General features: G+C 66.6%; 27 protein-coding genes and 1 tRNA gene. 10 read left to right on the forward strand and 18 right to left on the reverse strand.

Annotation, left to right across the window (positions count from 1 at the left end; genetic code table 11):
* Positions 1-32: 32 nt before the first annotated feature.
* The 7 genes from IEV64_RS02195 to IEV64_RS02225 form a co-directional block, all read right to left on the reverse strand.
* Positions 33-335 (reverse strand): hypothetical protein, encoded by a 303-nt coding sequence (locus IEV64_RS02195; RefSeq protein WP_188423019.1) that lies wholly within the window; start codon positions 333-335, stop codon positions 33-35.
* A gap of 63 nt (positions 336-398) precedes the next feature.
* The gene (locus IEV64_RS02200) at positions 399-668 is read right to left on the reverse strand and encodes a DUF8022 family protein (protein WP_007274610.1); all 270 of its coding nucleotides are present in this window, start codon (positions 666-668) and stop codon (positions 399-401) included.
* Positions 665-2,209, reverse strand: coding sequence for an acyl-CoA carboxylase subunit beta (locus IEV64_RS02205; RefSeq protein ID WP_007274609.1), 1,545 nt, complete (start codon positions 2,207-2,209; stop codon positions 665-667). The genes IEV64_RS02200 and IEV64_RS02205 overlap by 4 nt, the downstream gene beginning before the upstream one ends.
* A gap of 226 nt (positions 2,210-2,435) precedes the next feature.
* Positions 2,436-3,854 carry a sodium-dependent transporter gene (locus IEV64_RS02210; protein ID WP_007274608.1) on the reverse strand — a complete coding sequence of 473 codons (1,419 nt, stop codon included), beginning with the start codon at positions 3,852-3,854 and terminating at the stop codon, positions 2,436-2,438.
* Positions 3,855-4,026: 172 nt separating this feature from the next.
* Positions 4,027-5,364 carry a sodium-dependent transporter gene (locus tag IEV64_RS02215; protein WP_188423020.1) on the reverse strand — a complete coding sequence of 446 codons (1,338 nt, stop codon included), beginning with the start codon at positions 5,362-5,364 and terminating at the stop codon, positions 4,027-4,029.
* Between the two features lie 251 nt (positions 5,365-5,615).
* Positions 5,616-6,323, reverse strand: a complete 708-nt coding sequence (locus IEV64_RS02220; RefSeq protein WP_007274606.1) for an SDR family oxidoreductase — start codon at positions 6,321-6,323, stop codon at positions 5,616-5,618.
* 99 nt (positions 6,324-6,422) lie between these two features.
* Complete coding sequence (locus IEV64_RS02225) at positions 6,423-7,388, reverse strand: NADPH:quinone reductase (protein ID WP_188423021.1); 966 nt, start codon at positions 7,386-7,388, stop codon at positions 6,423-6,425.
* Between the two features lie 44 nt (positions 7,389-7,432).
* Between IEV64_RS02225 and IEV64_RS02230 the strand changes: the two genes are divergently transcribed.
* The 3 genes from IEV64_RS02230 (at position 7,433) to sucD (ending at position 10,609) form a co-directional block, all read left to right on the forward strand.
* On the forward strand, positions 7,433-8,287 hold the full coding sequence (locus IEV64_RS02230; RefSeq protein WP_229722447.1) for a hypothetical protein: 855 nt from the start codon (positions 7,433-7,435) through the stop codon (positions 8,285-8,287).
* A 310-nt stretch (positions 8,288-8,597) separates the two neighbouring features.
* Entirely contained in the window at positions 8,598-9,743 is a 1,146-nt protein-coding gene (gene sucC / locus IEV64_RS02235; protein ID WP_004969832.1) for an ADP-forming succinate--CoA ligase subunit beta, read from the forward strand.
* Entirely contained in the window at positions 9,740-10,609 is an 870-nt protein-coding gene (gene sucD / locus IEV64_RS02240; protein WP_007274603.1) for a succinate--CoA ligase subunit alpha, read from the forward strand. Before sucC ends, sucD begins: the two co-directional genes overlap by 4 nt.
* Before the next feature lie 46 nt (positions 10,610-10,655).
* On the opposite strand, the gene IEV64_RS02245 is transcribed toward sucD, so the two are convergent.
* The gene (locus IEV64_RS02245) at positions 10,656-10,949 is read right to left on the reverse strand and encodes a hypothetical protein (RefSeq protein WP_007274602.1); all 294 of its coding nucleotides are present in this window, start codon (positions 10,947-10,949) and stop codon (positions 10,656-10,658) included.
* Positions 10,950-11,129: 180 nt separating this feature from the next.
* Between IEV64_RS02245 and IEV64_RS02250 the strand changes: the two genes are divergently transcribed.
* The 3 genes from IEV64_RS02250 to IEV64_RS02260 all read left to right on the forward strand — a co-directional run bounded on the left by IEV64_RS02250 (position 11,130) and on the right by IEV64_RS02260 (position 14,470).
* The gene (locus IEV64_RS02250) at positions 11,130-13,424 is read left to right on the forward strand and encodes a methyl-accepting chemotaxis protein (protein WP_188423022.1); all 2,295 of its coding nucleotides are present in this window, start codon (positions 11,130-11,132) and stop codon (positions 13,422-13,424) included.
* 1 nt (position 13,425) lies between these two features.
* Positions 13,426-13,863 (forward strand): CBS domain-containing protein, encoded by a 438-nt coding sequence (locus IEV64_RS02255; protein ID WP_004969828.1) that lies wholly within the window; start codon positions 13,426-13,428, stop codon positions 13,861-13,863.
* A 97-nt stretch (positions 13,864-13,960) separates the two neighbouring features.
* A complete protein-coding gene (locus IEV64_RS02260; RefSeq protein WP_188423023.1) occupies positions 13,961-14,470 on the forward strand; it encodes a DUF2062 domain-containing protein in 510 nt (169 codons plus the stop codon).
* On the opposite strand, the gene IEV64_RS02265 is transcribed toward IEV64_RS02260, so the two are convergent.
* From IEV64_RS02265 to IEV64_RS02285, 5 genes are all read right to left on the reverse strand, one after another.
* The gene (locus IEV64_RS02265; protein ID WP_007274598.1) at positions 14,471-14,620 is read right to left on the reverse strand and encodes a hypothetical protein; all 150 of its coding nucleotides are present in this window, start codon (positions 14,618-14,620) and stop codon (positions 14,471-14,473) included.
* An 823-nt stretch (positions 14,621-15,443) separates the two neighbouring features.
* A tRNA-Val gene (locus IEV64_RS02270) sits at positions 15,444-15,518 on the reverse strand.
* A 73-nt stretch (positions 15,519-15,591) separates the two neighbouring features.
* Positions 15,592-15,843, reverse strand: coding sequence for a hypothetical protein (locus tag IEV64_RS02275; RefSeq protein WP_004969719.1), 252 nt, complete (start codon positions 15,841-15,843; stop codon positions 15,592-15,594).
* Positions 15,844-16,089: 246 nt separating this feature from the next.
* On the reverse strand, positions 16,090-16,623 hold the full coding sequence (locus IEV64_RS02280) for a cob(I)yrinic acid a,c-diamide adenosyltransferase (protein ID WP_188423024.1): 534 nt from the start codon (positions 16,621-16,623) through the stop codon (positions 16,090-16,092).
* Complete coding sequence (locus IEV64_RS02285) at positions 16,620-16,859, reverse strand: glutaredoxin family protein (RefSeq protein ID WP_007274544.1); 240 nt, start codon at positions 16,857-16,859, stop codon at positions 16,620-16,622. Before IEV64_RS02285 ends, IEV64_RS02280 begins: the two co-directional genes overlap by 4 nt.
* Positions 16,860-17,050: 191 nt before the next feature.
* Here IEV64_RS02285 and IEV64_RS02290 point away from each other — a divergent pair, with 191 nt between their 5' ends.
* The 3 genes from IEV64_RS02290 to IEV64_RS02300 are packed head-to-tail and all read left to right on the forward strand — an operon-like array spanning position 17,051 to position 19,991.
* The gene (locus tag IEV64_RS02290; protein WP_188423025.1) at positions 17,051-18,157 is read left to right on the forward strand and encodes a metal ABC transporter substrate-binding protein; all 1,107 of its coding nucleotides are present in this window, start codon (positions 17,051-17,053) and stop codon (positions 18,155-18,157) included.
* Positions 18,154-18,996 carry a metal ABC transporter ATP-binding protein gene (locus IEV64_RS02295; protein ID WP_188423026.1) on the forward strand — a complete coding sequence of 281 codons (843 nt, stop codon included), beginning with the start codon at positions 18,154-18,156 and terminating at the stop codon, positions 18,994-18,996. Before IEV64_RS02290 ends, IEV64_RS02295 begins: the two co-directional genes overlap by 4 nt.
* A complete protein-coding gene (locus IEV64_RS02300) occupies positions 18,993-19,991 on the forward strand; it encodes a metal ABC transporter permease (protein WP_188423027.1) in 999 nt (332 codons plus the stop codon). Before IEV64_RS02295 ends, IEV64_RS02300 begins: the two co-directional genes overlap by 4 nt.
* 51 nt (positions 19,992-20,042) lie before the next feature.
* On the opposite strand, the gene IEV64_RS02305 is transcribed toward IEV64_RS02300, so the two are convergent.
* The 3 genes from IEV64_RS02305 to IEV64_RS02315 form a co-directional block, all read right to left on the reverse strand.
* Positions 20,043-21,566, reverse strand: coding sequence for a hypothetical protein (locus tag IEV64_RS02305; protein ID WP_229722484.1), 1,524 nt, complete (start codon positions 21,564-21,566; stop codon positions 20,043-20,045).
* Positions 21,567-21,650: 84 nt separating this feature from the next.
* Positions 21,651-22,394, reverse strand: a complete 744-nt coding sequence (locus IEV64_RS02310) for an ABC transporter ATP-binding protein (protein WP_188423029.1) — start codon at positions 22,392-22,394, stop codon at positions 21,651-21,653.
* Between the two features lie 49 nt (positions 22,395-22,443).
* Positions 22,444-22,785: a hypothetical protein gene (locus IEV64_RS02315; protein ID WP_049920499.1), complete on the reverse strand. Its 342-nt coding sequence runs from the start codon at positions 22,783-22,785 to the stop codon at positions 22,444-22,446.
* Positions 22,786-23,011: 226 nt separating this feature from the next.
* Here IEV64_RS02315 and IEV64_RS02320 point away from each other — a divergent pair, with 226 nt between their 5' ends.
* On the forward strand, positions 23,012-23,188 hold the full coding sequence (locus tag IEV64_RS02320; protein ID WP_007274552.1) for a DUF7838 family putative zinc beta-ribbon protein: 177 nt from the start codon (positions 23,012-23,014) through the stop codon (positions 23,186-23,188).
* Positions 23,189-23,210: 22 nt separating this feature from the next.
* Here the strand turns inward: IEV64_RS02320 and gcvPB are convergent, their stop codons facing one another.
* Together gcvPB and gcvPA are read right to left on the reverse strand one after the other, a co-directional pair.
* Entirely contained in the window at positions 23,211-24,632 is a 1,422-nt protein-coding gene (gcvPB, locus tag IEV64_RS02325; protein ID WP_188423030.1) for an aminomethyl-transferring glycine dehydrogenase subunit GcvPB, read from the reverse strand.
* A complete protein-coding gene (gcvPA, locus tag IEV64_RS02330; RefSeq protein WP_188423031.1) occupies positions 24,632-25,975 on the reverse strand; it encodes an aminomethyl-transferring glycine dehydrogenase subunit GcvPA in 1,344 nt (447 codons plus the stop codon). The genes gcvPB and gcvPA overlap by 1 nt, the downstream gene beginning before the upstream one ends.
* Position 25,976: the final 1 nt, after the last annotated feature.

The following is a 25,976-nucleotide window of genomic DNA, read 5'->3' on the forward strand; positions in this document are numbered from 1 at the left end:
CGGGCCACCGACTGCCGGCTACTGACTGCCAACTACCGAGACCGAGCGCCCCCGCGAAACGCTTGAAACGCCGTCTGGTCCCGTTTCACACCGAGCGCGAGCGAGACGAGGGCGACGACGATGCAGACCCCGACGACGGCAGTCGAGAGCGCGCTATCGGGAATGTAGCCGTTTGCCATCCCGAGTTCGACGCAGGACCCGACGAAGACGGCGGCGAGCGCCGCGGAGACGAAGTCGGGTTCGCGCTCGTCGGCGTAGTGTACTGCGACCGCGACGGCGGCGAACCCGGCGAGGACGGCGTTGAGAAACAGCCAGACGAGCGCGGATTGGACCATATTGGACCGACTGACGCCGGGCGAGAATGTAAGCGTTCTGTCGTGAAACCGCAGACCTCCGATTTAGAACCGGTCGACGCGGCCAGAGGCGGCCCACGCGTCGGTCGGCGCGCCGGAGGGGACGCGGCGGCCACAGCCCGTGACCGATTCGAGGCGGCCGGCGTACCGCCAGCGCTTTTCGTTCCACGTCTCCTCGTCGTCGTCTGCGGCCGCGGCGGCCGCGGCGACCGACTGGTCGTGGAGGTGCGCGCCGACGGCGGCGGCGATGGCGGCGGCCTCCTCGGCGTCGGCGTCGTCCGGAATCGACAGCCCAGACAGCAGTTCGCCGCTCATAGCGGGATGTTGCCGTGTTTCTTATCGGGTTGGGACTTGCGCTTGGAGTTCAGCATCCGAAGGTCCGAGATGAGCCGCTCGCGGGTCTCGCCGGGTTCGATGACGTCGTCGATGAAGCCGCGGTCCGCGGCGGTGTAGGGGTTGGCGAACTCCTCGCGGTACTCCTCGATGAGTTCGTCGCGGCGGGCGTCGGGGTCGTCCGCGGCGTCGAGTTCGTCGCGGTAGAGGATGTTGACCGCGCCCTGCGGGCCCATCACGGCGATTTCGGCGGTCGGCCACGCGTAGTTCACGTCCGCGCCGAGGTGTTTCGAGGCCATCACGTCGTACGCGCCGCCGTAGGCCTTGCGCGTGATGACGGTCATGAGGGGGACCGTCGCCTCGGAGTAGGCATAGAGGAGCTTCGCGCCGTGGCGGATGATGCCGTTGTGTTCCTGGTCGGTGCCGGGCAGGAAGCCGGGCACGTCCACGAACGAGAGGATGGGGATGTTGAAGGAGTCGCAAAAGCGGATGAAGCGCGCGCCCTTCTCGGAGGCCTCGATGTTGAGGGTGCCGGCGTTCACGCGGGGCTGGTTTGCGACGATGCCGACCGAGCGGCCGTCGAGGCGACCGAAGCCGACGACGATGTTCTTCGCGAAGTCCTCTTGGACGCCGAAGAAGGAGCCCTCGTCGAGGACGCCGTCGAGCACGTCGTGGATGTCGTAGGGCTTGCGCGGCTGGTCGGGCACGACCTCGGCGAGGTCGTCGTCGACGCGCTCGGGGTCGTCCCACGGCTCAACGCGCGGCGGGTCCTCGACGTTGTTCTGCGGGAGGTACGAAAGCAGGTGGCGGATGTCGTCGAGCGCCTGTTCCTCGGTGTCGGTGGCGAAGTGGGCGACCCCGCTTGTCGAGGTGTGGGTCGTCGCGCCGCCGAGTTCGTCGAAGGTGACCTCCTCGCCGGTGACCGTCTTGATGACGTCCGGGCCGGTGATGAACATGTGGCTCGTGTCGCGGACCATGAAGGTGAAGTCCGTCAGCGCGGGGGAGTACACCGCGCCGCCCGCGCAGGGGCCCATGATGGCCGAAATCTGCGGGATGACGCCCGACGCCTCGGTGTTGCGGCGGAAGATTTCGCCGAAGCCGCCGAGCGACTGGACTCCCTCCTGAATCCGCGCGCCCGCGGAGTCGTTGAGGCCGACGACGGGCGCGCCGACCTCCATCGCCTTGTCCATCACCTTACAGACCTTCTCGGCGAACACCTCGCCGAGCGAGCCGCCGAAGACGGTGAAGTCGTGGGCGAAGACGAAGACGGTTCGGCCGTCGACCTCGCCGTAGCCGGTGATGACGCCGTCGCCGGGGAGCTTCGTCTCCTCCATGCCGAACTTGTGGTTTCGGTGGGTCCGGAACTGGTCGAACTCGCGGAAGGTGCCGTCGTCGAGGAAGTAGTCGATGCGCTCGCGGGCGGTCATCTTGCCCTTGTCGTGCTGGGAGGCGATTCGGTCCTCGCCGCCGCCCTTCAGGGCTTCCTCGCGCTTCTCGCGGAGTTCGTCGATCCGGTCTTCCATCGTCATGCCAGACCACCTTCGCTCATTGAAACATCGGTCCGCAGTCCTCGGTCAAAGGAGTTCCGCAATCCGGCAACCCTTACTTCGACAGTTGTCGAATAATAGATGGAACAATAATCACAGTTACGCCGCGGTGCGGGTCACTCCTCGCGGTCGCGTCAGTCGAAAACGGAGGAAACAGCGGAAACGGCGTCGAGTCACCGCCCGAACGCGGGGGGGTCGCCGCTCAGACGACCGAGTCGGGCTGTCGAAGCCCGAAGAAGGCGGCGGCGGACGCGACGACGGCGACGGCGACGGTCGGCCAGAAGCCGATGGTCGTGTCCACGCCGAAGTGCGTGAGGAGCGTGAACACGAGGAACAGCGGGAGGACGACGCCGACGGCGAAGAGCCACGGCGTGCCGAGGGACTTCCCGAAGTCGCCCGCGCCCGCGGCGAACTCTTCGAGCGCCTCGCGGCCCATGACCCAGCCGACGAACAGGAGGAACGCGGCGAGGCCGGCGGTCAGGAGGACGTTCACGAGCGGCCCGGCGACGAAGCCGAAGACGGCCGGGTTGAACGCGCAGACGGTCCCGGTGACGGCGACGAACGCGGTCATCCCGGACACGGCGCGTCCGCGGGAGACGCCGTACTCGTCGACGAGGAACGCGACGGGGATTTCGAGCATGCTGATGGAACTCGACAGCGCCGCGAGCGTCACGACGGCGAAGAACGCGGTGGCGATGAGCGTCCCCGCGGGGAGTTGCGAGAACGCTCCGGCGAGGCCGACGAACAGCGCGCCCGGCCCGGTGCCGGTCTCGGTCGGGTTGATGCCCTGCGAGAACAGAAGCGGGAAGACGACGAGGCCGGTGATGACGCCGACCGCCGTGTTGAGGATGGCGATGGCGCTCCCGTCGAAGGGAAGCGAGCGGTCCTCGCCGAGGTACGAGGAGTACGTTATCATCGTGCCCGCGCCGAGCGAGAGGGTGAAAAGCGCCTGTCCGGCGGCGGGACCGAGGATGGCGAAGAAGTTCTCGGAGATGACCGAGGGGTCGAACCGGAGGAAGAAGGCGTAGCCCGCGGCCGCGTTGGGCTGGGTCGCGGCCCAGCCGGCGAGCCCGACGAGGAGCACGAGCACGGCGGGCATCATGACCTTCGTGCCGAGTTCGATGCCCTTGCGGACGCCCGCGAAGACGATGAGCGCGGTCAGGCCGAGAAACAGGAGATGGTAGAGCGCCGCGTCGACGCCGGCGGAGACGCCCCCGAAGTACTGGCCCGGATTCGTGAAGTACGCGGGACTCCCGCCGACGACCGCGGCCCCGCTTTCGAGGAGATAGCGGAGAATCCACCCGCCGACGACGCTGTAAAACGAGAGCAACGAGATGCCGGTGACGACCGAGAACGCGCCGACGATACCCCACTTGTTCGACCCCGAGAGGTCCCGGAGCGCGCCGACCGGCGACTTCTTCGCGCGGCGGCCGATGACGAACTCGCCGAGCAGTCCGGGGACGCCGACGAGGAGGACGATGCCGAGGTACACGACGAGGAACGCGCTACCGCCGTTTTCTGCGGTCTGCCACGGGAACCGCCAGATGTTCCCGAGGCCGACCGCGCTACCGACGGCCGCGAGGATGAACCCGAGCCGTGTTGCCCATGTTTCTCGTGTCATTGCCACCCATTGCCAGTCCACCGGTAAAAGGGCTTTCGGACCGACGATACGTCATCGGAGAAATTTAACGGTTTTGAGTGGTCTACGCGTGAAAATTGCCGTTGAATAGTCGGAGAATACGCGTCGCTACCGATGATTCCTAACCGCTCGAAAAGCGGGACCGTCAGCCGCCTCAGAGGGGCGGGATGATAGCCGGGCTCTCGCCGAGGAACAGCGTCTGGAGGCCGAGGGCGAGCGTCGCCACGACGGCGACGATAACGAGCGTGCGGGCGAGCCAGAGCCACGTCAGGCCGACGCCCTCGCCGAGTCCGCTCCCCTTCATCAGTTCGTCGATGGCGGGCGCGCCGTAGACCCACGCCGCGAAGACGAGGATGCCGAGGACCGAAAGCGGGAGGAGAAGTTGGTAGGCGAGCGTGTCGAACCAGCCGAGCCACGCGGTGTCGATGGCCGAGGGGACGCCGAGCAGGAAGATGACGCCGCCGAGGCCGACGGCCATCTGCGGGCGGGACACGTCGTAGTTGTCGATGGCCCACGAGACGACGACTTCGAGCAGGCTAATCGCCGACGAGAGCGCCGCGATGAGCACGACCGCGAAGAAGACGAGGCCGACTATCTGGCCGCCGGGGATGTCGCCGAACGCGCCGGCGACGCTGATGAACACCGCGCCCGCCCCGCTCGTGTTGGGGTCGATGCCCTGCGCGAACAGGAGCGGGAGGACGACGAGCCCGGCGAGGATGCCGACGAAGCTGTTCAGGAAGACGATGGTGATACCGTCGCCGAACAGGCTCTGGTCGCCGTCGATGTAGGAGGCGTAGGTAATCATCGCGCCCATGCCGAGCGACAGCGAGAAGAACGCCTGGCCGACGGCGAAGGGGACGATTTCGGCGAAGTTCTCCGACAGCGCGTTGAAGTCGGGCGAGAGGAAGTACGCGTAGCCCGCCGACGCGCCGGGGAGCGTGAAGGCGAAGACGGCGAGCGCGCCGAGGATGACGACGATGCTCGGCACCATCAGCTTCGTCGCCTTCTCGATGCCGTCTTCGATGCCCGCGGCGACGATGCCGACGACGAGCGCCATGAAGACGGCGTGGAGCGCGAGCGCGTCCATCCCGGCGGACACCTGACCGAAGTACTCCGCGGGGGCGGCGAAGTACGCGCCCGTCAGGCTCCCGCCGATGTACCGGAGGACCCAGCCGCCGACGACGCTGTAGTACGACAGAATCCAGAAGCCGGTGAACAGGCCGACGGCACCGACGACGCGCCACTCCTTGTAGCCGAGTTTCTCGAAGGCGCTGATGGTGTTCAGGTTGGCTTTGCGTCCGATGACGAACTCGGCGAGGATGGCCGGGAGGCCGATGCCGAGCGCCGCGACGAGGTAGACGATCAGGAAGGAGGCGCCGCCGAACTCGGCGGTCTTGAACGGGAACTGCCAGATGTTCCCGAGGCCGACCGCACTGCCGACGGCCGCGAGGATGAACCCTGCCCTGGTTGCCCACGTTTCACGTTCGGTCATGTCTATCACCCTGTTGCCGATGTGGGCCTGATAAATGACGCGGTATGCCGTCGCATATCGGAGCGAAAATCAACATAATTCTCCAATCACCCGTAGTCTGTGTCGCGTTCGTCCGAATTTAGCCCCTAAGTATCCTCATTTTTCTAACGAGTGTCGTGTTCGTGAATCCCTTGCGCACCGTGTAAAAATTCGTGCGCACCGAAACGAATGTCATACCTTCTCGTGGCGAATGTTGCCACGAGTCAGGCGGCTCAGGCCTCGCCGTACACCGGGACGGCCGCGCCGCTCGTCACGGGAGTCGCGTCCGAACAGAGCGCGAGAACGGTTCGGGCGATTTCCTCGGGTTTCACCCACGCGTCGAAGTCGGCGTCGGCCATCATCTCGCGGTTCATCGGCGTGTCGATGACGCTCGGCATGACCGCGTTCGCGCGCACGACCCCGCGGTTCTCCTCGGCGATGGTTTCGGTGAGCAGGCGCACGCCGGCTTTCGACGCCCGGTAGACGCCGTCGCCCTCACCGCCCTCCAGCGACGAGCGGGCCGAGACGCTCACGACGGAGCCCTCGGTCTCGCGGAGATGCGGAACCGCGTGTTTCGACGCGAGGAACATCGTCTTGAGGTTCACGTCGAACAGGAAGTCGAAGGTGTCCGCGTCCGTCTCGTCGATGGGCGTCCCGCCGCGCCACGTCCCGGCGATGTTGGCGAGGTGGTCGAGGCGGCCGAAGTCGGAGACGACCGCATCGACGATACGCGCCACGTCGTCCTCGTCGGTGAAGTCGCCCTCGTAGAACCGAACCTCCTCGGACTCGAAGAAGCCGTCCTCGTCGTCGGGTTCGACCACGTCCGCGGCCGCGACCGACGCGCCCGCTTCGTAGAACGCGCGGGCGACCGCGCCGCCGAGCGCGCCGCTCGCACCGGTCACGAGGGCTACGGTTCCGTCGAAGTCGAATACCACGTCCATGTCCGTGCGGTACGTGCGCACGGAACATAATTCGGTCGCGGCTGTGCGCCCGCCGGCGACCGGCCGCCACCGACCGCAGTAGTGCGGGGAGACGGCCCGTCAGGGCGTGATGACCAACTTGCCGAGGAAGCTGTCTTCCATGACGGCGCGGTGGGCCTCGGCGGCCTCGTCGAGGTCGTAGGTCCGCGCCACGTCGATTTCGAACTCGCCCGCGCCCATCTGGCCGGCGAGTTCGCGGAGGGGCGCGGAGAGGTCGGGCGTGTTGAACATGCTCATCATCGTCAGCGAGAGGTCCTTCCCCCGGGCCGACGACGACAGGTCGAAGCCGACTTCGGGGTCGTTCTCGCCGATGCCGACGATGCGACCGCCGTGGGCGGCCACATCGGCGTCGAACTGGAGGTAGTCGTCCAGCCGGTGGTCGAGCGTCAGGTCCACGCCGTCACCTGTCGCGGCCTCCAAGACGGCGTCGGCGAGGTCGTCGCGGTCGTAGTCGAGGACCACGTCCGCGCCGAGTTCGGCCACCCGGTCGTGGTAGTCGGGCGCGGCGGTGGCGATGACGCGGGCCCCGGACGCCGCGGCGAGTTGGACCGCGGCGTGGCCGACGCCGCCGGAGCCGCCGTGAATCAGCACCGTGTCGCCCAGTTGCATCCGGCCGTGGTCGACGAGGGCGCGCCACGCGGTGACGCCGGCGACGCCCGCGCCGCCGGCCGCGACGAGGTCCACGTCGTCCGAGAGGACGGCCAGCCGGTCGGTCGGGACGGCCGCGAACTCGGCGTAGCCGCCGTAGTGGTCCTTGCCGATGCCGGTGCCGACGACGTGGTCGCCCTCCCCGAATCCCGTCACGTCGGCCCCGACCGCCGCGACCGTTCCGGCCACGTCGACGCCGGGAATCATCGGCATCGCAAACGGCTGGTACGAGCCCTCGCGGAAGTACGTGTCCACCGGGTTGACGCCCGCGGCCGCGACTTCGACGAGGACCTCGCCCGCCGCTGGTTCGGGCGTGTCGATGTCGTCTACTTGGAGCACGTCGCGTCCGCCGTGGTCGTGGAATCTGACAGCGCGCATAGTTACACAGAAGTTCTTATCCTATTACGTATTTTCCCTACACCATGGACCGAAACCTCGCGCCGTGGCAGAAACGAGGCGGTCCGATGTACCTCTCTGAGAAACAACTCTTGAGCCGGCTAGTAGAGCGTGGGGTTTCCACGCCCGAGGACCTCGCGGAGGACCGGTTTCGAGAGAACGTAATTCGGCTTCAATGCCGCTTGCTCGCCCGTGTAGGGGCAGTCGTGGAAGTCGCTGAAGATACATTCGAAGCGACCGCATCTGGCGAGGCCGTCTTCGCCGAGGAGGGTTGTTCTCCCTGGTTCTCTGGGGAGGATCTCGTCATCGATGAGGGACTCTGTGTCTCCGACTGGCGTCTCACCGACTTTTCGAAGTTAGACCCGACAGACATCAAGCAGATTAACCTCCAGTTCTTCAGAGATCCGGAGAACGACTATCGAATCCTCAACGAGTCGCCAACATACACCCAACAAAAGATTCTCGGAGCTACCGATTGGAAACTAAACCGCTTGCTCCGCGAGTTCCCACGGACAGAATCACTCTCACAGCAGTGCGCGCATTGGATGCGTGCGTTCGCTGGGATTCACACGTTTCCGGATGCGAACCACCGAACAGGCATGGCCTCTTTGTACGGTTTACTGAAGCAGAACGATGTCGATTTCCCCGACGAGGAGTGGCCCGGAGATCACATCGAGCGTGCCGTACTCCATTCAAAAATAATCCGCGGCCTCCACTCAGATGTGAAATACAATTCCCTGTGGCTGAAAGACGAACTATACGTTAGCTGGCATCGCTACTTCCGAAATTTCCTCTTGGACTGCGAGAACCGCCTGCCGATGAAGCCGACGCTCGAACAGTTACGAAGCGTAATCAATCACGGCCGGGAAAACGGATTTTAGCTTAGACTCGGTCCTCGGCGACCTCGCCGGGGGAACCCATCGCCACGTACTTATCGTGGTTCTTCTCGATGTTCTTGCTGATTAGATCCAGCGTATCTGGGTTCATCTCTGTGTACCATAGAGGGTTGCATATATCCAAAAGTGTTTTCCTATCCAGAGCTTCGGGTTCATTTGACCCTACGCGTACCGTTCAGCCCTCATAGAACGCATATATGCAAAACGAGTTATCTATTAGGAGAATCTGACACCGTCGACCCTGAACGTAGATGAATGGGATTTAAGCGCGTGCCTTCCCCTCCCACGCATGGTAATGAAGCTTCACGAATACCAGGCGAAGGACATCTTCGCAGAGGCTGGGATTCCGGTGCCAGAGTCCCGTCTCGCGTCGTCGGTAGAGGAGGTCATGGAGGCGGTCGAGGAGATCGGATACCCCGCCGCCATCAAGGCGCAGGTACACGTCGGTGGGCGTGGCAAGGCCGGTGGCATCAAAATCGCCACGAACGAAGACGAGGCTCGACAGGCCGCAGAGGACATCCTCGGGATGGACCTCAAGGGCTACACGGTCGACCGAGTGCTCGTCGAGGCCGGCGTCGACTTCGAGAACGAACTGTACGTCGGCGTCACGATGGACCGAAGCGAGGGCAAGCCCGTCGCGATGGTCTCGACGGAGGGTGGCGTCAACATCGAGGAAGTCGCAGAAGAGAACCCGGACGCAATCGCCCGCGAGCACATCGACCCCGCGTTCGGCCTGCACCCCTATCAGGCCCGGAAGGTCGTCTTCGAGGCGGGTATCCCCCGCGACGTCGCCTTCGACGTCGCCTCGTTCCTCACGACGCTGTACGACCTCTACGAGTCGAACGACGCGTCGGACATCGAAATCAACCCCGTCATGATAACGTCCGACCGCGACATCGTCGCCGCGGACGCCGTCATGAACATCGACGACGACGCCCTGTTCCGTCACGACGACCTCGCGGCGATGGAAGAAGACGCCTACGAGAACGACCTCGAAGCCAAGGCCGGCGAGTACGGCTTCGACTACGTCCGCCTGTCGGGTAACGTCGGCATCATCGGCAACGGCGCCGGGCTCGTCATGACGACGCTCGACCTCGTGGACTACTTCGGCGGCGAACCCGCTAACTTCCTCGACATCGGCGGCGGCGCGAAGGCCGAGCGCGTGGCGAACGCGCTGGACATGGTGTTCTCCGACGAGAACGTCGACTCCGTCGTGTTCAACATCTTCGGCGGCATCACCCGCGGCGACGAGGTCGCCAAGGGTATCAACGAGGCGCTGGAGAGCTTCGACGAGATTCCCAAGCCGGTCGTCGTCCGCCTCGCGGGCACGAACGCCGAGGAGGGCATGGAGATTCTGAACACGGACCTCGTACAGGTCGAGGGGACGCTGGAGGACGCCGTCCAGCGTGCCGTCAAGAACGCACAGGAGGTGTCCCAATGAGCATTTTCGTCGACGACGACACGCGAGTGGTTGTACAGGGTATCACGGGTGGCGAAGGCAAGTTCCACACCCGCCAGATGGTCGAATACGGCACGAACGTCGTCGCCGGGACCTCCCCCGGAAAGGGCGGTCAGGACGTCGACGGCATCCCCGTCTACGACACCGTCGAAGAGGCGGTCGACGAGGAAGACGCCAACGCCTCGGTCGTGTTCGTCCCGCCGGCGTTCGCCGGTGACGCCATCTTCGAGGCGCTCGACACGGACCTCGACCTCGTCGTCGCCATCACCGAGGGCGTCCCGACGCAGGACATGGCCAAGGTGAACAAGCGCCTGTCGGAGACCGACACGCGCCTCATCGGCCCCAACTGCCCGGGCATCATCACGCCCGGCGAGTCCAAGCTCGGCATCCTCCCCGGCAACATCTTCGAGGAGGGGAACGTCGGCCTCGTCTCCCGCTCCGGCACCCTCACCTACCAGGTCGTCTCGAACCTGACCGAGCGCGGCATCGGCCAGACCACCGCCATCGGCATCGGCGGCGACCCCATCATCGGCACCTCGTTCGTCGACGCCCTCGAAGCGTTCGAGAACGACCCCGACACGCACGCGGTCGTCATGTGCGGCGAAATCGGCGGCGAGGACGAAGAGCAGGCCGCGAAGTTCATCGCGGAGAACATGGACACGCCCGTCGCCGGCTTCATCGCCGGCCGCACGGCACCGCCGGGCAAGCGCATGGGTCACGCCGGCGCTATCGTCTCCGGGTCGGGCACGGGCACCGCGGAGTCCAAGATTTCCGCCCTCAACGACGCGGGCGTCCCCGTCGGCGACACCCCCAACGAGGTCGCCGACCACATCGAAGACTTCCTCTAAGCCCGCCCGAAGCGGCTTTCCGTTTTCTTCGATTCTTTTTTGCGCCCTATCGCAACGCCGCCCCGCACAGCCCACAGCGCCCGCCGTCGGTCGCGTTCGGCGCGCCGCACTCCCGGCAGACCGCCGTCCGCCGACGCGACTTCTCCCGTGCGGACCGCAGGAACGTCGTCGGGTCGAGCGCCGTGCCGGTCGGCCCGTCTTTCTCGTCGACCCTGTCGAGGACGCGCTCGACGAGGTCGTCCTCGCGCATGGCGTCGAGCAGTCTGACGAACCCGACGAACAACAGCGACGGCGCGACGATGCAGAAGCCCGCCACGAGCAGGCGGAACTCGGTTTCCATGTGAACCGCTAGCTTCCAACAGACGTATGATTGACGCTCGGGTCGGTACGGTCCGGTCCGGCCCACCCGGCGCGTATTCCGTGCCCGGCGGTGTCTGTTCGGCCGTCGCCGCGGCGACTTATTATCTCGTTTGATACTCGAAGGCACGGATTTATGCACCGCATTCGGGTCGGTACGGTAATGGCCGAGAATCTCGTTTTGGAGGCCGAATCACGGCTTCCTGATGCGATTACGGAGAGCTACATGCGGCGGCTCGTCGCCGCGATGCTACTCGTCTCAGTCCTCGTCGCCGGCGTCGGAGCCGTCCAGTATCAACAGACGGCATCCACGATAGACGAGAACGCCCGCGCCGACCTCCTCACCGAGGCCGAACGCGAGGCCCTGCAGGTGGACACGTGGTTCGACGAGCGCGAACGCCTCGCCACCATCGTCGCGGACGACCCCGCCGCCGGGAGCACGCTCGACGGCCGTTCTTCGGCGACCCTGACGGCCGCGAAAGCGGACATGCCCGCGGACGTGGCGGCGCTCCACTTCGTCGACACCGAGACGACGACCGTCGTCGGCTCCTCCGAGGAGGGCGCGGTCGGGACGACGCTGTTCGAAAGCGGGTCGCTTCCGCTCCCCGCGAGCGCCGACCTCTCGGACGACGGCGTCGAGCGGACCACGGTCTACGTCGAAGACGGCGTCGCCTACATGGGCTTTGTCGCGCCGCTTCCGTCCATCGAACCCCGCGCAATCGTCCTCGTCGCCGAGGCGTCCTCGCTCGGGGCCGCGCTCGACGGCAACCGCATCGACGGCGGCTTCACCCAGCTCGTGACGACCGACGGGAACGTCCTCTACGACGGCGGCGGCGGCCGGTCGAACGTCGCCTATCCCGCGGCCGAGGCGTCCGAACTCGACGCCGCCTTCGCCGGCGAGACGGGCGTCGCCCGCCTCGCCCCGGTCGAGGGCTTCGTCTCCTCGCCGCACGTCGTCGCGCACGTCCCCGTCTCCGGCGGCGTGCTCCTCCTGCACGCCCCCGCGAGCCACGTCTTCGCCCTCTCCCGCAGCGTCGGCCTCCAGATTGCGACGCTGCTGGCGCTCTCGATACTCGGCTTCGTCGCCTTCGCGCTCATCGTCCGCGGCAACACCGCGCTCCCGCTCGTCGACCTCGCGTCGACCGTCGCCGCGCTCCGCGACGGCGACCTCGACGTCGACCTCGAAACCGACCGGAGAGACGAGTTCGGACAGGTCGTCCGCGGTATCGGCAACCTCCGGGACGACCTCCGCGACCAGCGGACCGACGCCCGGACCTACAGCGAGGCGATGACCCGCGCGGCCGACGGCGACCTCCGCGTGCGCCTCCCGACCGACTCCGAGAGCCGCGACATGGCGACCGTCGCCGCCGCGTACAACGAGATGATGGACGACATCGAACAGACCGTCGGCACGGTCAAGACCTTCGGCGAGGACGTGGCGACGCTCGCCGACCGCGTGGCCGACCGCGCCGACGACGTGTCCGCCGCGAGCGAGGAGGTGTCGGCGTCGGTCCAGCAGATTTCTGAGGGCGCGAGCGAGCAGACCGACAGCCTCGTCGCCGCCGCCGACGAGATTAACGACCTCTCGGCGTCCATCCAGCAGATCGCCTCGTCGGCCGACGAACTCGTCCGGCTCACCGAGGAGGCAGAGGCGCGCTCGCTGGACGGCCAGACCGCCGCCACCGACGCCCTCGACGACATCGGCGCCGTGCGCGCCGAGACGGAGGCGACCGTGGGGGAGGTCCGCGAACTCGACGACCGCCTCGCCCAAATCGAGGAAATCGTCGAGGTCATCACCGACATCGCCGAACAGACCGATATCCTCGCGCTCAACGCGAACATCGAAGCCGCCCGCGCGGGCGAGGCCGGCGAGGGGTTCGCCGTCGTCTCCAACGAGGTCAAACAGCTCGCACAGGAGACGAAGTCCTCGGCGGGCGACATCGAGTCGCTCGTCGCCGAAATCGAGAGCCAGCGCGACGCCGTCGTCTCCCGCATCGAGCGCATGCAGGCGCAGGTCGAAGAGAGCGCCACCTCGGTCGACGAGGCGCTTTCCTCCTTCGACGGCATCGTCGAGCGCGTCGAGGAGACGACCGCGAGCGTCCACGAGATTTCGGACGCCACGGGCAGTCAGGCCGACTCCTCCCAAGAGGTGCTCTCGATGACCGACGAAATCGCGGGTATCTCCGAGGAGACCGCCGCCGAGGCCGAGAACGTCTCCGCGACCGCCGAAGAACAGAGCGCCGCGCTCGTGGACGTCAACGGTGACGTGCGCGAGCTCTCGTCGCACGTGAGCCACCTCGACGACCTCCTCGACGCGTTCGAGGTCGACGGCGGCGACGTGGCCGCGACCGTCGACGACGTGCTCGGCGAGGATGCGACGACAGGAACCGACCCGGACCGGACCCGCGCCGCATCCGAGTCGCGACCCGAGCGAGAGCCCTCGCCCGCGGACGACTGAGATGCGCGTCGACGACATCATGACCGAGGAGGTTGCGACCGTCGAACTGGGGTCGAGCGTCGCCGACTGCGCGCGAACCATGCTCCGCGGGGGCGCGGGGAGCGTCGTCGTGATGGCCGACGGCGGTCCCGCGGGCATCGTCACCGAGTCGGACGCGCTCCGCGCCGGCGTGGCGAGCGGGAAGCCGCTGTCCGCGGTCCCGACCCGCGCGGTCATGTCGAGTCCCATCAAGTGGGTCCGACCGGACTCCACGACGCGCGTGGCCGCCGAGAAGATGCGCGACCGAGGGGTGAAAAAGCTCGTCGTCGTCGACGGCTCGGAGATGGTCGGCATCGTGACCGCCACGGACATCGCCTTCCATCTCTCGGACGTGGCCCGCGGCGTCGGCCAGATGATAGAACTCAAGGACAAATGGGAGTCGGACCGCCGGTTCCGCTGACCGCCGCCCGCCGGTCGCCGGGCGTTCCACGCCGATTGCTATCACGAACCAAATCGGCGAAGCGTTGATAACGACGTCTCGCTTCTAGTCGCGACGAGTGTACGACCGTCTCGCGTCGATTCGTCCCCGCGTCAGGTCCGGCCTCGAACGAGCGTTCGCGGCGGACCACACACCTCACGAGGTGGCCGCCAGCTTCGCGTTCGGCGTCTTCTTCGTGGCCATGCCGACCGCAGGGACCGCCCTCGCGCTGTTCGCCCTCATCGGCTACTTCGTCGAGCGGGCGAGCCGACTCGCGCTCGTCGCCACGCTCGTGGTGTTCAACCCGCCCGTCAAGTGGGCGGTCTACGGCGCGAGCTTCTGGCTCGGCTCGCACCTGCTCGGCCCGGTTCCGGGGGCCTCGGTCGCAGACGTGTCGCTCAGCGCCGGTCTCGATATCCTGTTTCGACAGCTCGTCGGCAACACGATTCTCGCCGTCGCCCTCGCCGTCGTCGGCTACGCGGTGACGCTCCAACTGGCGCGTCTGCACCACCGGCGACAGCGGTCGGCGTCGCCGGCGGGGGCCGCCGAGAGTCGAAGCGACGACGCCCGACCCGACGTGCCGTCGTGACTACCGCTGTGACTGCTCTTCTCTGCCCTCCTCGAACGCCCGGAGCGACTGGATGAGCTTGTAGCCCAGATAGACGACCGCGAGCGGGATGAGGAGCAACAGCGCCAGAATAACGAGTTCCGGACCACCGGGAATCTGCAGGAGGGTCATGGGCGGAGTTCGCGGGGGGAAAACATAGTGGTTGGGTGGGACACATCCCGTGAACCGTCACAGCATCAGGACCATTCAGGTCACAATGTATGTGTCCGTCAAGAGAGGATACCTGACGACATCATCACAGAACACAGTTGCACTACGAATCCAGAGATTATGAATAGTATACCGTATACGCCATCAACTGTGTCATTTAGTGTTTCAGTACGAAAGTACCTGTCTGGGTTCCCAAACCCAACAACAATAAACAAACCATACGTCCAATAGATGCCATGGATAAGACCCCGTGCAAGGATAACTGACCCAACAACAGAAAATGTGATTCCAATTGGTTGCAAGGCGGAAAATAGTAGACAGAAATTAACACCGATTAATACCAGAAATGCGACCAATACCTTGTTATATTTTCGACCTCTCCTATCGAAAGACTCGATAATTTGGCTTTTGACCTTTGTAATCTCTCCTTGAATCTTTCTTTCCTGTTTTTTAGCTCCGCTTCCTCTGCTGTTCCATTTTTGACATTCGTACGTAGGTCGTCAGTAAGGTAAGTGACAATCTCTGATTCCAGTTCCTCGTCCGAGATGTATTCGAGGATATATGTGACTATTCTCAAGTATGTCATCGTTGTGTAGTGAATGATGGGCCTGCATAAATGTCAGCTAATGAATAGAGAATCCATTGCGAATCACTATACCAAGATTCACAGAGATATTGCAGGAAACATCTCTGCAGTATACTATCTGTGAAGGTCTCATTAAAGTGAACTTCCATTCACACGAGGCTTCGCCTCGGTGTTCGGGGAGTTCTCGAAGAAGCGAAATGGGTTGGGGCGGATTCGAACCGCCGGCCTGCTCCGTGTGAAGGAGCCGTCATAACCTGGCTAGACCACCAACCCGGCTACGACTCTGATTTCCCGCGCCGCCAATTAAGACTTACGTTGTGCCCCGATTCGGGGGGCGCGAACACGCCTACTCGGGTCGCCGCACGCGACGGCGAACCCGCCCGGCGGCCCGGCGACTCCGCGTCGCCGCCCGGCGCGCGCCGTACTCGACGCGCTCCCGTCGCGTCTGCGGCGTCGGCTCCGGTTCGTCCTCGACCTCGCGCCCGAGCGCCGCCATGAGGCGGCGACGGAGCGGTGCCGTCTCCTCGTCGAGTCCCGCGTACAGGTGCTCGAACCCCCGTCGGAAGTAGTACCGCGCGTCGGTGAAATGTCGGTTCATACCTCCGGATAGTCCCGCGGACGAGAAAACGGTTATGTCGCGCGGTACCGATTGTCACATGTCTGAGAAAGAGCGATACACTTTAGTAATTCTTAGGCATACCTAAAACTGGGAACGCAGGCCACACTTGGTGGTCGGTCCCAGCGTCTGGCCCCATCCGGGACGGCGATACCGTGGGCACGATTCGTCCGTCCTGGTCCCACTATCCTCGCGAGCGACCGCGTCGACCCCGGCGGGCGCTCGGAGTCAGTACGTCGGCGACTCCTCGGGCACGCCGTCGCGTTTGTTGACCAGTCGCGCGAAGACGAAAAGCGCGTCCGAGAGGCGGTTGAGATACGCGACGACCTCCTCGTTGACGGGTTCTTCGGCCGCCAGCGAGACCACGCGGCGCTCGGCCCGCCGGGACACCGCGCGGGCGTGGTGGAGTTTGGCCCCCGTCTCGCTCCCGCCGGGGAGGATAAACGACGTCAGCGGGTCGAGTTCCTCGTCGGCCTCGTCAATCCACGCTTCGAGTTCGTCCACGTGGTCGGCGGCTATCTGGGGGTCGTCCTCGTCGGGGCCGGGGTTGGCGAGGTCGGCCTGCACGATGTGGAGATGGTTCTGGACGGCTTCGAGCACGTCGTCCACGTCGTCGTGGCCTGTCGGGCGCACGGTGCCGACCAGCGCGTTCACCTCGTCGACCGTTCCGTAGGCCTCGATGCGGTGGCTCGTCTTCGACACGCGGGTCATGTCCCGCAGGTCGGTCATCCCCTCGTCGCCGCGGCCGGTGTATATCTTCATGCCAGCGTCTGGTCGACGTACCGGAGGATGTTCTCGCTCTCGGCCATCGTCACGCCGCGGTCGCCGTCGACGAGGACCGGAACGCCGCGCTGGCCGCTCACGCGCTTGACCTCGTTTCGGTCCGAGTGGAGCGCGTCGACCCACTGCGTCTCGTAGTCGACACCCGCCTCCGAGAGCGCGTCGTGGACCTTCTCGCAGTACGGACAACCGTCGAGCGCGTAGAGTTCGATTCCCATGTCGGGCCGTTGGGCGCGCCGGCCCAAAGAGATTTGCACGCCGGTGGGTCCGAGCGCCGCGCACTCCTGTTCAGCGGCATCGTCGTCGGTGCCCCGTGAGCCGTTGCGGCTCGCCACTTGTTTTAGACTCGTCTAATTTAAACCTTAGAGTAACACATCTATATAATGCGTTGTCTCTATCTAGCATAGTAATGAACGCGAATCCAGATTCGGCCGGTACCAAACTCTCTCGGCGGTCGGTCGTCGCGGCCGGTTCCGGTCTGTTGACGGCCGGGCTCGCCGGTTGTCTCGGCGGTGGCGGCGGAGCGGGAGGCGGAACCGACGGCTCGAACACCGGCTCGAACGACGCCTCCGGCGGGTCCGAGTCGGAAGGCGGCCCCGTCGTGGTCGCCTCGTTCTTCAGTTTCTACGACTTCGCGCGGGAGGTCGCGGCCGACACCCCGGTGACCCTGAAGAACCTCATCCCGACCGGGCTTCACGGTCACGGCTGGGAACCCGATGCGAGCGTCACGCGGGACATCATCGAGGCCGACGCGTTCGTCCACGTCGGCGAGGACTTCCAGCCGTGGGCCGACCGCGCCATCCAGACGCTGAAGGACGACGGCGTGGACACCCAACTCATCAACGTCCGCGAGGGCGTCGAACTCGTGGAACTCGCCGCGAGCCTCGACCGCGACGAGGAGGGCGTCGGCGAGGGCCGCGGGAAGGACCCCCACTTCTGGCTCGACCCGCGGCGCGCCAAGACCGCCGTGGACAACATCACGGAGGGGCTGGTCGAACTCGCCCCCGAGCACGAGGAGACGTTCCGCGACAACGCCGACGCGTACAAAACCGACGTGCTCGACCGCATCGACCGGGACTATCAGGACATCTTCGACCGGGCGTCGCGCAAGGTCGTCCAGTTGGCGGCCCACAACGCCTTCCAGTACATCGGCGTCCGCTACGGCGTCGAGATGCGCCCGCTCGTCGTCAACCTCGCCGCCAGCGGCGACGTGAAGCCCTCGGACATCACCGAGGCCAAGCGCGTCATCGAGGACAACGACATCAGGTACATCGGCGCGGGCGTCTTCGAGACGCGCCGCCCCGCGAAACAGCTCATCGCCGAGACGCCCGTCGAGGCGTACTTCCCCGTCACCCCGTACGCGGGCGTCCGCGAGGACTGGGTGGAAAACGACTGGGGCTACGAGGAAATCGCCGACAACATCAACATGCCGACGTTCGAGGTCGTCCTCGGCAACAAGTCACCCGAGGAAGTCGGCCCCGACGGCTGGGCCGACGAATGGAGGAACTTCGAATGAGCGCCCTCCGCAACGGCGAGTCCGCGGAAACCGCTGAGTCCGCCGACACCGGCGTCGCCGACGCCGCCGCCGATGACGGCCGCGGCTCGTCCGACCCCCTCGTCGAACTCGCGGACGTCGAGTTCGGCTACACCGCGACGCCCGTCGTGGAGGACATCTCGCTCCGCATCGACCCCGGCGAGTACGTCGCCATCGTCGGGCCGAACGGCTCCGGCAAGTCGACGCTGATGAAGCTCATCCTCGGCCTGCTCCGTCCCGACGAGGGGTCTGCACGGCTGTTCGGCGAGCCCTCCCACGCCTTCGACGACGGGGCGCGCATCGGATACGTCGCCCAGCACGCCAGCGCCTCCAAGGAGATGCCCATCACCGTCCGCGAGGTCGTGAAGATGGGTCGGTTTCCCCACGTCGGCTTCGGCCGACTCTCCGCCGAGGACCACCGCATCGTCGACGAGGCGCTCGCCACGGTCGGGATGTCCGAGTTCGCCGACCGCCGGGTGACGAAGCTCTCGGGCGGCCAGCGCCAGCGCGCCTTCATCGCCCGCGCGCTCGCCGGCGAGGCCGACCTGCTCGTCTTGGACGAGCCGACCGTCGGCGTCGACGCCGAGTCGGTCGACGCCTTCTACGACCTGCTCGAAGCGCTCAACGACGAGGGCATCACGGTTCTCCTCATCGAACACGACCTCGGCGCGGTCACCGACCACGCCCGGCGCGTCGTCTGTCTCAACCGCGAGGTCTACTTCGACGGCCCGACCGACGAGTTCGTCGAGAGCGACGCGCTCGCGCGGGCGTTCGGCACGGCGGCCTCCTTCGCGGGCGGTTCGGGCGGTGGTCGCGCGTGATTCCCCTCGAACTGTTGGTCGCGCTCCAAGCGGGGCCGTTAGACGCCGTCCTCGCGCCGGTCTACTGGGTCCTCGCGCTGTGGTCCGACCTGCTTTTCGCCGTCGGCGACGCGACCGGACTCGGTTTCCTCGACTACGCGTTCATGCACCGCGCCATCCTCGTCGGCCTCTGCATCGGCGTGATGGCCCCGCTCATCGGGACGTTCCTCGTCCACCGCCAGCTCGCGCTCATCGGCGACGCGCTCGCCCACACCGCCTTCGCCGGGGTCGCCGTCGGCCTCTTTCTCAACGGCGTGTTCAGCCTCGGCGTCTCGCCGTATCTGACCGCCGTCGTCGTCGCCGTCATCGCGGCGCTCCTCATCGAACTCATCTCCGAGGCGACCGACGCCTACAACGACGTGTCGATGGCAATCGTGCTCTCGACCGGGTTCGCGCTGGGGACCGTCCTCATCAGCCTCAACGCGGGCGGCCTCGCGGTCGGAATCAACCAGTACCTCTTCGGCAACCTCTCGACCGTCTCGGCGGAGAACGCCGCCATCCTGCTCGTGCTGTTCGCCGTCATCGTCGGCACCGTCGCGCTCACGCGCAACCAACTGCTCTACGTGACGTTCGACGAGACGGCCGCCGCCGTCTCGGGCATCTCGGTCACGTGGTACAACCGCGTGATGGTCATGCTGACCGCGCTGGTCGTCGTCGGCGCGATGCAGATCATGGGCGTCATCCTCGTCGCCGCCATGCTCGTCGTCCCCGTCGCGGGCGCGGCGCAGGTCTCCCGAAGCTTCTCGGAGTCGCTTTTGGTCTCCGTCGTGCTCGCCGAACTCGCCGTCCTCCTCGGCATCGGCGCGTCCTACTACGGCGAGGCGACCGCCGGCGGCGTCATCGTTCTCGTCGCGGTCGGCATCTACGTGGTCTCCGTCGCTATCGGGAAAGTGCAGGCGCGCGCCGGAGAGGACGCGGCCGCAGAACTGGGGAGCATCGAGTCTTCCGACCCGTAACGTCCCTCGCGCGTTTCGCCCCGTGTGTCTTCCCGGCGGTCCCGATGCGTTTCACGGCTCGTATCGGCCGATTCGACCGAGTGCGTCTCGGAACGCGCACCAGCCCACGCCGAGTCCGAGGAGTGCCGTCGCGGCGACGGCGACCGTCACGGCCGTCGAGCGCGATATCGAGCCGGTTTCGACGGCGGCGGTCGCGGCAATAGCCGGCATTCCGACGAGCGCGACGACCACGGAGAACGCGGAGAGCGCGCCGAGCGGTGGGAGCGCGACGCCGCGCGAGCGAGTCGTCGAGTCCGTCGGCGAGAGCCGAAGACCGGCCGCGAGCGACACGACGGGCGCTGTCGCACCCAGAATAGACCCCACGAGCGCGACACCGACACAGACCACCGGGGAAGCGCCGACCCAGAGCGCGGCTCCCAGCCCGGCTCCCGCCGAAATCGCAGTCCCCGGAATGGCCGCCGACAGCACGTAGCCCGTCGCGATTCGCTCGCGCCCGTGGGGTGCCGTGAGCGTGAGCGGGAGCGCGGTTCCTTCGGTTCCGAGCGGGTCGAGCGTCACTCCCGCACCTGTCGCCACCGCGACGTAGGTCGCGACGACGGCCGGGAGCGCGGTCGGGAACGTCTCGACGACCACGAGTCCCACCCCCGCGGTGGCACCGACGACGATGCCGCTGAACAGGAGTGCGCGGGGCTCGCGCCACAGTCGGAGCCACACGACGCGAGCGACGGCGGCCGTCGGCCGCGAGGTGATGCGGGCGACGAGGCGGCCACCGGCGACCCGCAGTCGGGTTACGATTGCCGGTTCGTCCCGCGTCGACCCCGCTTTGCGACCGTCTGCCCGTTGGTATTCGGTTATCCGGCGGGCCGTCGCGATACCGAGCCACCACGCGACCGGCGTCCCGAGGAGAGCGGCGACCGCGCGACGCTCGGAGACACCGACGCCCGCGCCGACGAGCGCGAGGTCGGCGTACCAACCGACAGGGAGCCGACCCAGGAGCGCGAAGGACGACCGGGTTCGAACGAACGTAACGCCCACGAGCGTGACCACCACCGCGCCGAAGAGGAGCCGGTGTCGTCGCACTCGCGGATAGTGACGAAACACCGCTTGGACCCCCAGCGCGACCGGGAACGTCACTGCACCGACCGTCGTGACCAGCGCGACGACGGCGAGGAACGCACTCCCGGCCGTCGTCGGTGACGCCGCACCGATGGCGAACGCGACGCCGCCGGCGGCACCCACGACCCCGACGAATCGGCCGGCGAACGCGAACTGGTCGAGTAGTTCCGCGGTGAAAAACGCCGTCGGGGAGAGCGCGAGACGACGGTGGTCCGTCAGCTCGTCGTCTGTTCGCCGAGCCGTTCGCACGAGCACGCCGTAGCAGGTCGCGACTGCCAAGAGTCCGGACAGCCCCCGCGCGGTGCCGACCACGCCGGAACCGCCTCCGTCCGCAACGGCGACGCCGGCGGCGTACGCGCCCGGGTCGCTCCAGACCGCCTCGTAGCCGGGGACCGGGAGCCGGCCGACGACCGCGAGGAGCGCGAACGAGACGGCGGCGAGAGAGAGCACAGACACCATCGGTCGGTCGCGTGCTCGCCGGACCCCGCGGACCGCGCGGACGCGAACGACGTGTCCGACCTGTCGAGCTATCGCCACCACCAATCACTCGCTCCGGTCGTTCGTCATCTCTAAGAACGCGGATTCGAGCCCCCCTGACTCGCCGCCGCGCTGTGCTTCGCGTTTCACCGCGTCTAGCGGTCCCTCGGTGACGAGCCGTCCGTCCTGAACGACGCCGACTCGGTCCGCGAGCGCCTCGACGACGGTGAGCAGGTGCGACGAGAGGAACACGGTGGTCTCGTCGTCGGCCAGGTCTTCGATGACGCGGCGCATCGTCCGCGCGGACCGCGGGTCCAGCCCGGACGTCGGCTCGTCGAGAAACACGACGTCGGGGTCGTGCAACAGTATCTGAACGAGGCCGACGCGCTTTCGCATCCCGCGAGAGTACTCCCCGAGGCGGCGGTCGGCGTCGTCGGTCAGGTCGAACCGGTCCAGAAGCGCCGAAGCCCGCTCGCGTGTCGTCTCGGCCGGGAGGTCCCGGATGCCGCCCGCGTACTGCAACTGCTCGCGCGCGGTGAGCTCGTCGTACAGCGGCGGCACGTCCGGCAGAAACCCGATTCGACTCGTCACCGACGCCCTGTCTTCGATGGACGCCCCGGCGACGCGCGCGCGACCGCTCGTCGGCGCCGTCAGCGTCGTGAGCATGCGCATCGTCGTCGTCTTCCCCGCGCCGTTCGGACCGAGGAACCCGTAGACGCTCCCGGACTCCACTCGGAGCGAGAGCCCCGCGACTGCGACGGTGTCGCCGTACTCCTTCCGGAGCGACTCGGTCTCGATTGCTAGCGGCACATCATGTTCACCAAGTGTCACGATATTCAACCTGTCTCCTCGCCCGCGCTCAGTCCGACTGGCTCCCTTGGACGTTCCCGGTCGGGTCCCACAGGAGGTCGACCGCTCCCCCGACGCCGAGAAGAACCAACAGCACCGGGAGGTCCGTCGGCGCGCCGACCGCGTAGGCGGTGACGCCGACGACGCCGAGCGGGACCACAACGAGACGCTCGACGTTCGGAATCCGGTGGAACAACAGCACCGTCAGCGCGGCCCCCGTCAACGAGGCGAGGAGCAGCACTTGTACGGGGTCGTGACCGCGGACGGCGGCCCGGACGGTTAGCCCACCCCAGACGAGGGTGAGGAGGGAAAACACCAGTACGCGGGGGCGCTCGGTGATGCGGGAGGACACGGTCGATGACTGTGTCCGAAACTGTATAATACTTTGACAGACGGCCCGGCGACTCCGGTCCGTCGCGGCCTCGGAGTTCGACGGGGCGGACACGGCCTCCTGAGCGGACAGACGAGCGGGGTGCCGACGAAAAACCGAATTTCATATCGCGATATTTGATTTATTGAACCCGTCACAGCGCCCGCGAACCAATATCTTCAACAACGACTACCACGGATTCGACCCCATGAGCGACCTCGAAATCGAACGCGAGTGCCCGGCCTGCGGCAACGACACGTTCTACCTCGCCGCCAGCATGGAGATTCACCTCGGCAAGAAGACGAAGTGGCACTGCACGGAGTGCGACTACGGCTACATCCACATCACGGACGACATCGAGACGTACGCGAAGGCCGAAGCGTAACCGCGAAAAAGGATTTCTCTCGTTATTCGTCGTCGCCGAGCGCCCGCCACGAGAGCCGCGGGTTCCGCGCGGCGGACACCTGGTCGATGCGGCGGGCGCTGGTCTTCGAGGGCGCGGTTTCGAGCGCCTCGTCGGAGTCGGCGTACGCCGCGTTGAAGGCGTGCGCGAGGTCGTCGAGCGACGCCTTGTCCTCGACTTCCGTCGGTTCCGTGAGCATCGCCTGCGAGACGAGTTCGGGCCACTTCGTCGTCGGCGGGTGGACGCCGTAGTCGAGCATCCGCTTTGCCACGTCGGCGGCGTCGCGGTCGCCCGAGGTCGCCGCGAACTCGTGGTGGAACGGCCCGTAGGGGACTTCGAGGTCTATCTGCGAGGCGAGGTAGTTGGCGTTGAGGACGGCCTTCGCGCTGGCGTCCGCGAGGCCCGCGTCGCCGAGGCGGGCGATGTAGGCGTACGCCTTCACGAGGACGAGCCAGTTGCCGGCGAAGCCGTGGACCTTGCCGATAGAGGACTCGGGTTCGTACTGCTCGTAGCCGGCGGCCGTCTCGCGGACCATCGGACTCGGGAGAAACTCGGCGAGCTCGTCGACCACGCCGACCGGGCCGGCACCGGGGCCGCCGCCGCCGTGGGGCGTGGCGAACGTCTTGTGGACGTTGTAGTGCATGATGTCGAAGCCCATGTCGCCGGGGCGGGCGCGGCCGAGCAACGCGTTGAGGTTCGCGCCGTCGTAGTACAGCAGACCGCCCGCGTCGTGGACCAACTCGGCGATATCGACGATGTCGCGTTCGAACAGCCCGAGCGTGTTGGGGTTCGTGAGCATGAGCGCGGCCGTCTCCTCGGAGACGGCGGCGTCCAGCGCCTCCATGTCGACGCGGCCGTCGTCGTCCGAGGGGAGTTCGACCACGTCGTAACCGGCCATCGCGGCCGACGCGAAGTTCGTCCCGTGGGCCGACGAGGGGATGATAATCTCCGAGCGGTCGTCGCCGCGGGACTCGTGGTAGGCCTTGGCGACGAGGATGCCCGTGAACTCGCCCGCGGCGCCCGCCGGGGGCTGGAGCGTCACGGCGTCCATGCCGCCGATGTCGGCGAGGTACTCCTGTAAGCCGTGCAGGAGGCCGAGCGTCCCCTGAATCGTCCGGTCGGAGCGGTCGGGGTGGACTCCCGCGTTGGGGTCCGCGGCCACGTCCTCCGTGAACGAGGGGTTGTACTTCATCGTACACGACCCGAGCGGGTACGGCCCGAGTTCGACGCTGTAGTTCATCTGCGACAGCCGCGTGTAGTGGCGCGCCAGTTGCGGCTCCGACAGCGCCGGGAGCGTCAGTTCGTCGCGGGTCAGGTCGTCGGGGAGGACGCCCTCGGAATCGACTTCGACGGTCGTGCTGTCCTTTTCGGATAAGAGCGGTTCGTACTCGTCGTCGCGGCTGAATCGGGCTTGGTCGAAGTTCATCAGATGACCTCCTCGAAGGCCGCGACCAGTCCGTCCGCGGCGTCGGCGTTCGCGTCGGTGATACAGACCTGCAGGTGGTGGTCGGTGAGGGCGTGGACCGCGAAGCCGCGGCCCGCGAGGTCGTTCGTGATGGCGGGCGCGGGCTGGTCCGTCCGGACGACGAACTCGCGGAAGTGGTGGCGGTCGTACAGCGGCGCTTTGACGCCCGAAAGCTCGTCCAGCCGGGCGGCGAGGTCGCGGGCGTCGGTGACGGCCCGCTCGGCGAGGTCGACGAGGCGGTCGGGGCCGAGCCACGCCATGTGCATGGCCGTTCGGAGCGCGACCCACGCCTGATTCGTACAGATGTTCGAGGTCGCGCGCTCCTTGCGGATGTGCTGTTCGCGGGTCTGGAGCGTCAGCGTGAACGCCCGCATGTCCGCGCTGTCCTCGGAGACGCCGACGAGGCGGCCGGGGACCTGCCGGAGGTACTCCTCGCGGGTGGCGAAGATGCCGAGTCCCATGCCGTAGGCCGTTCCGAGGCCGAGCGCGCCGGCCTCGCCGACGACCACGTCGGCACCGACGCTCGCGGGCTCTTCGAGGAGCGCGAGCGCGACGAGGTCGCTTCCGAGACAGAACAGCGCGTCGTTGTCGTGGGCGAGGTCGCCGATGTCGGCGAGTCGCTCTTCGATGACGCCGCGGACCGTCGGAGTCTCGGCGTACACCATCGCGGTCTCGTCGTCGACGAGGTCGGCGAGGGCCTTGACGTCGACCGCGCCGTCGGCCATCGGGTACTCGCCGATTTCCATCTCCGCGCCGTCGAGGTAGTTTTCGAGGACGCCGAGGCGACCCTCGTGGAGGTGTTCGGGGACGAGCACGCGGTGGCCGCTCGCGCCGCGACGGAGGCGGTTCGCGAGGAGCGCGGCCTCGGCGAGCGCCGTCGCGGCGTCGTACATCGAGCAGTTGGCGACCGGGAGCCCGGTCAGTTCGACCAGCATCGACTGGTACTCGAACAGCACCTGCAGGAAGCCCTGCGCGATTTCGGGCTGGTACTGCGTGTACGAGGTGAGGAACTCCGAGCGCCGCGAGAGGTCGTCGACCAAAGCCGGCACGTAGTGGGCGTGGTGGCCGCGGCCGAGGAACTCCGTCAGCTCCTCGTTTCGCGAAAACAGGTCGGCCATGGCGTTCCTGAGTTCCTGTTCGTCGGCGCTGTCGACGCCGAACTCGCCGTCGAAGCGGACCTCGTCGGGGATGTCGAAGAGGTCTTCCGCGCTGTCGACGCCGACGGCGTCCAGCATCGCTTCCTCGTCGGCGTCGGTGTGTGGGGCGTACGGGCTTCCGACCCGCCGTCCGTTTCCAGCCGTCATC

Origin of the sequence: Haloferax sulfurifontis, from assembly GCF_014635105.1 — an archaeon.
Taxonomy (GTDB): domain Archaea; phylum Halobacteriota; class Halobacteria; order Halobacteriales; family Haloferacaceae; genus Haloferax; species Haloferax denitrificans.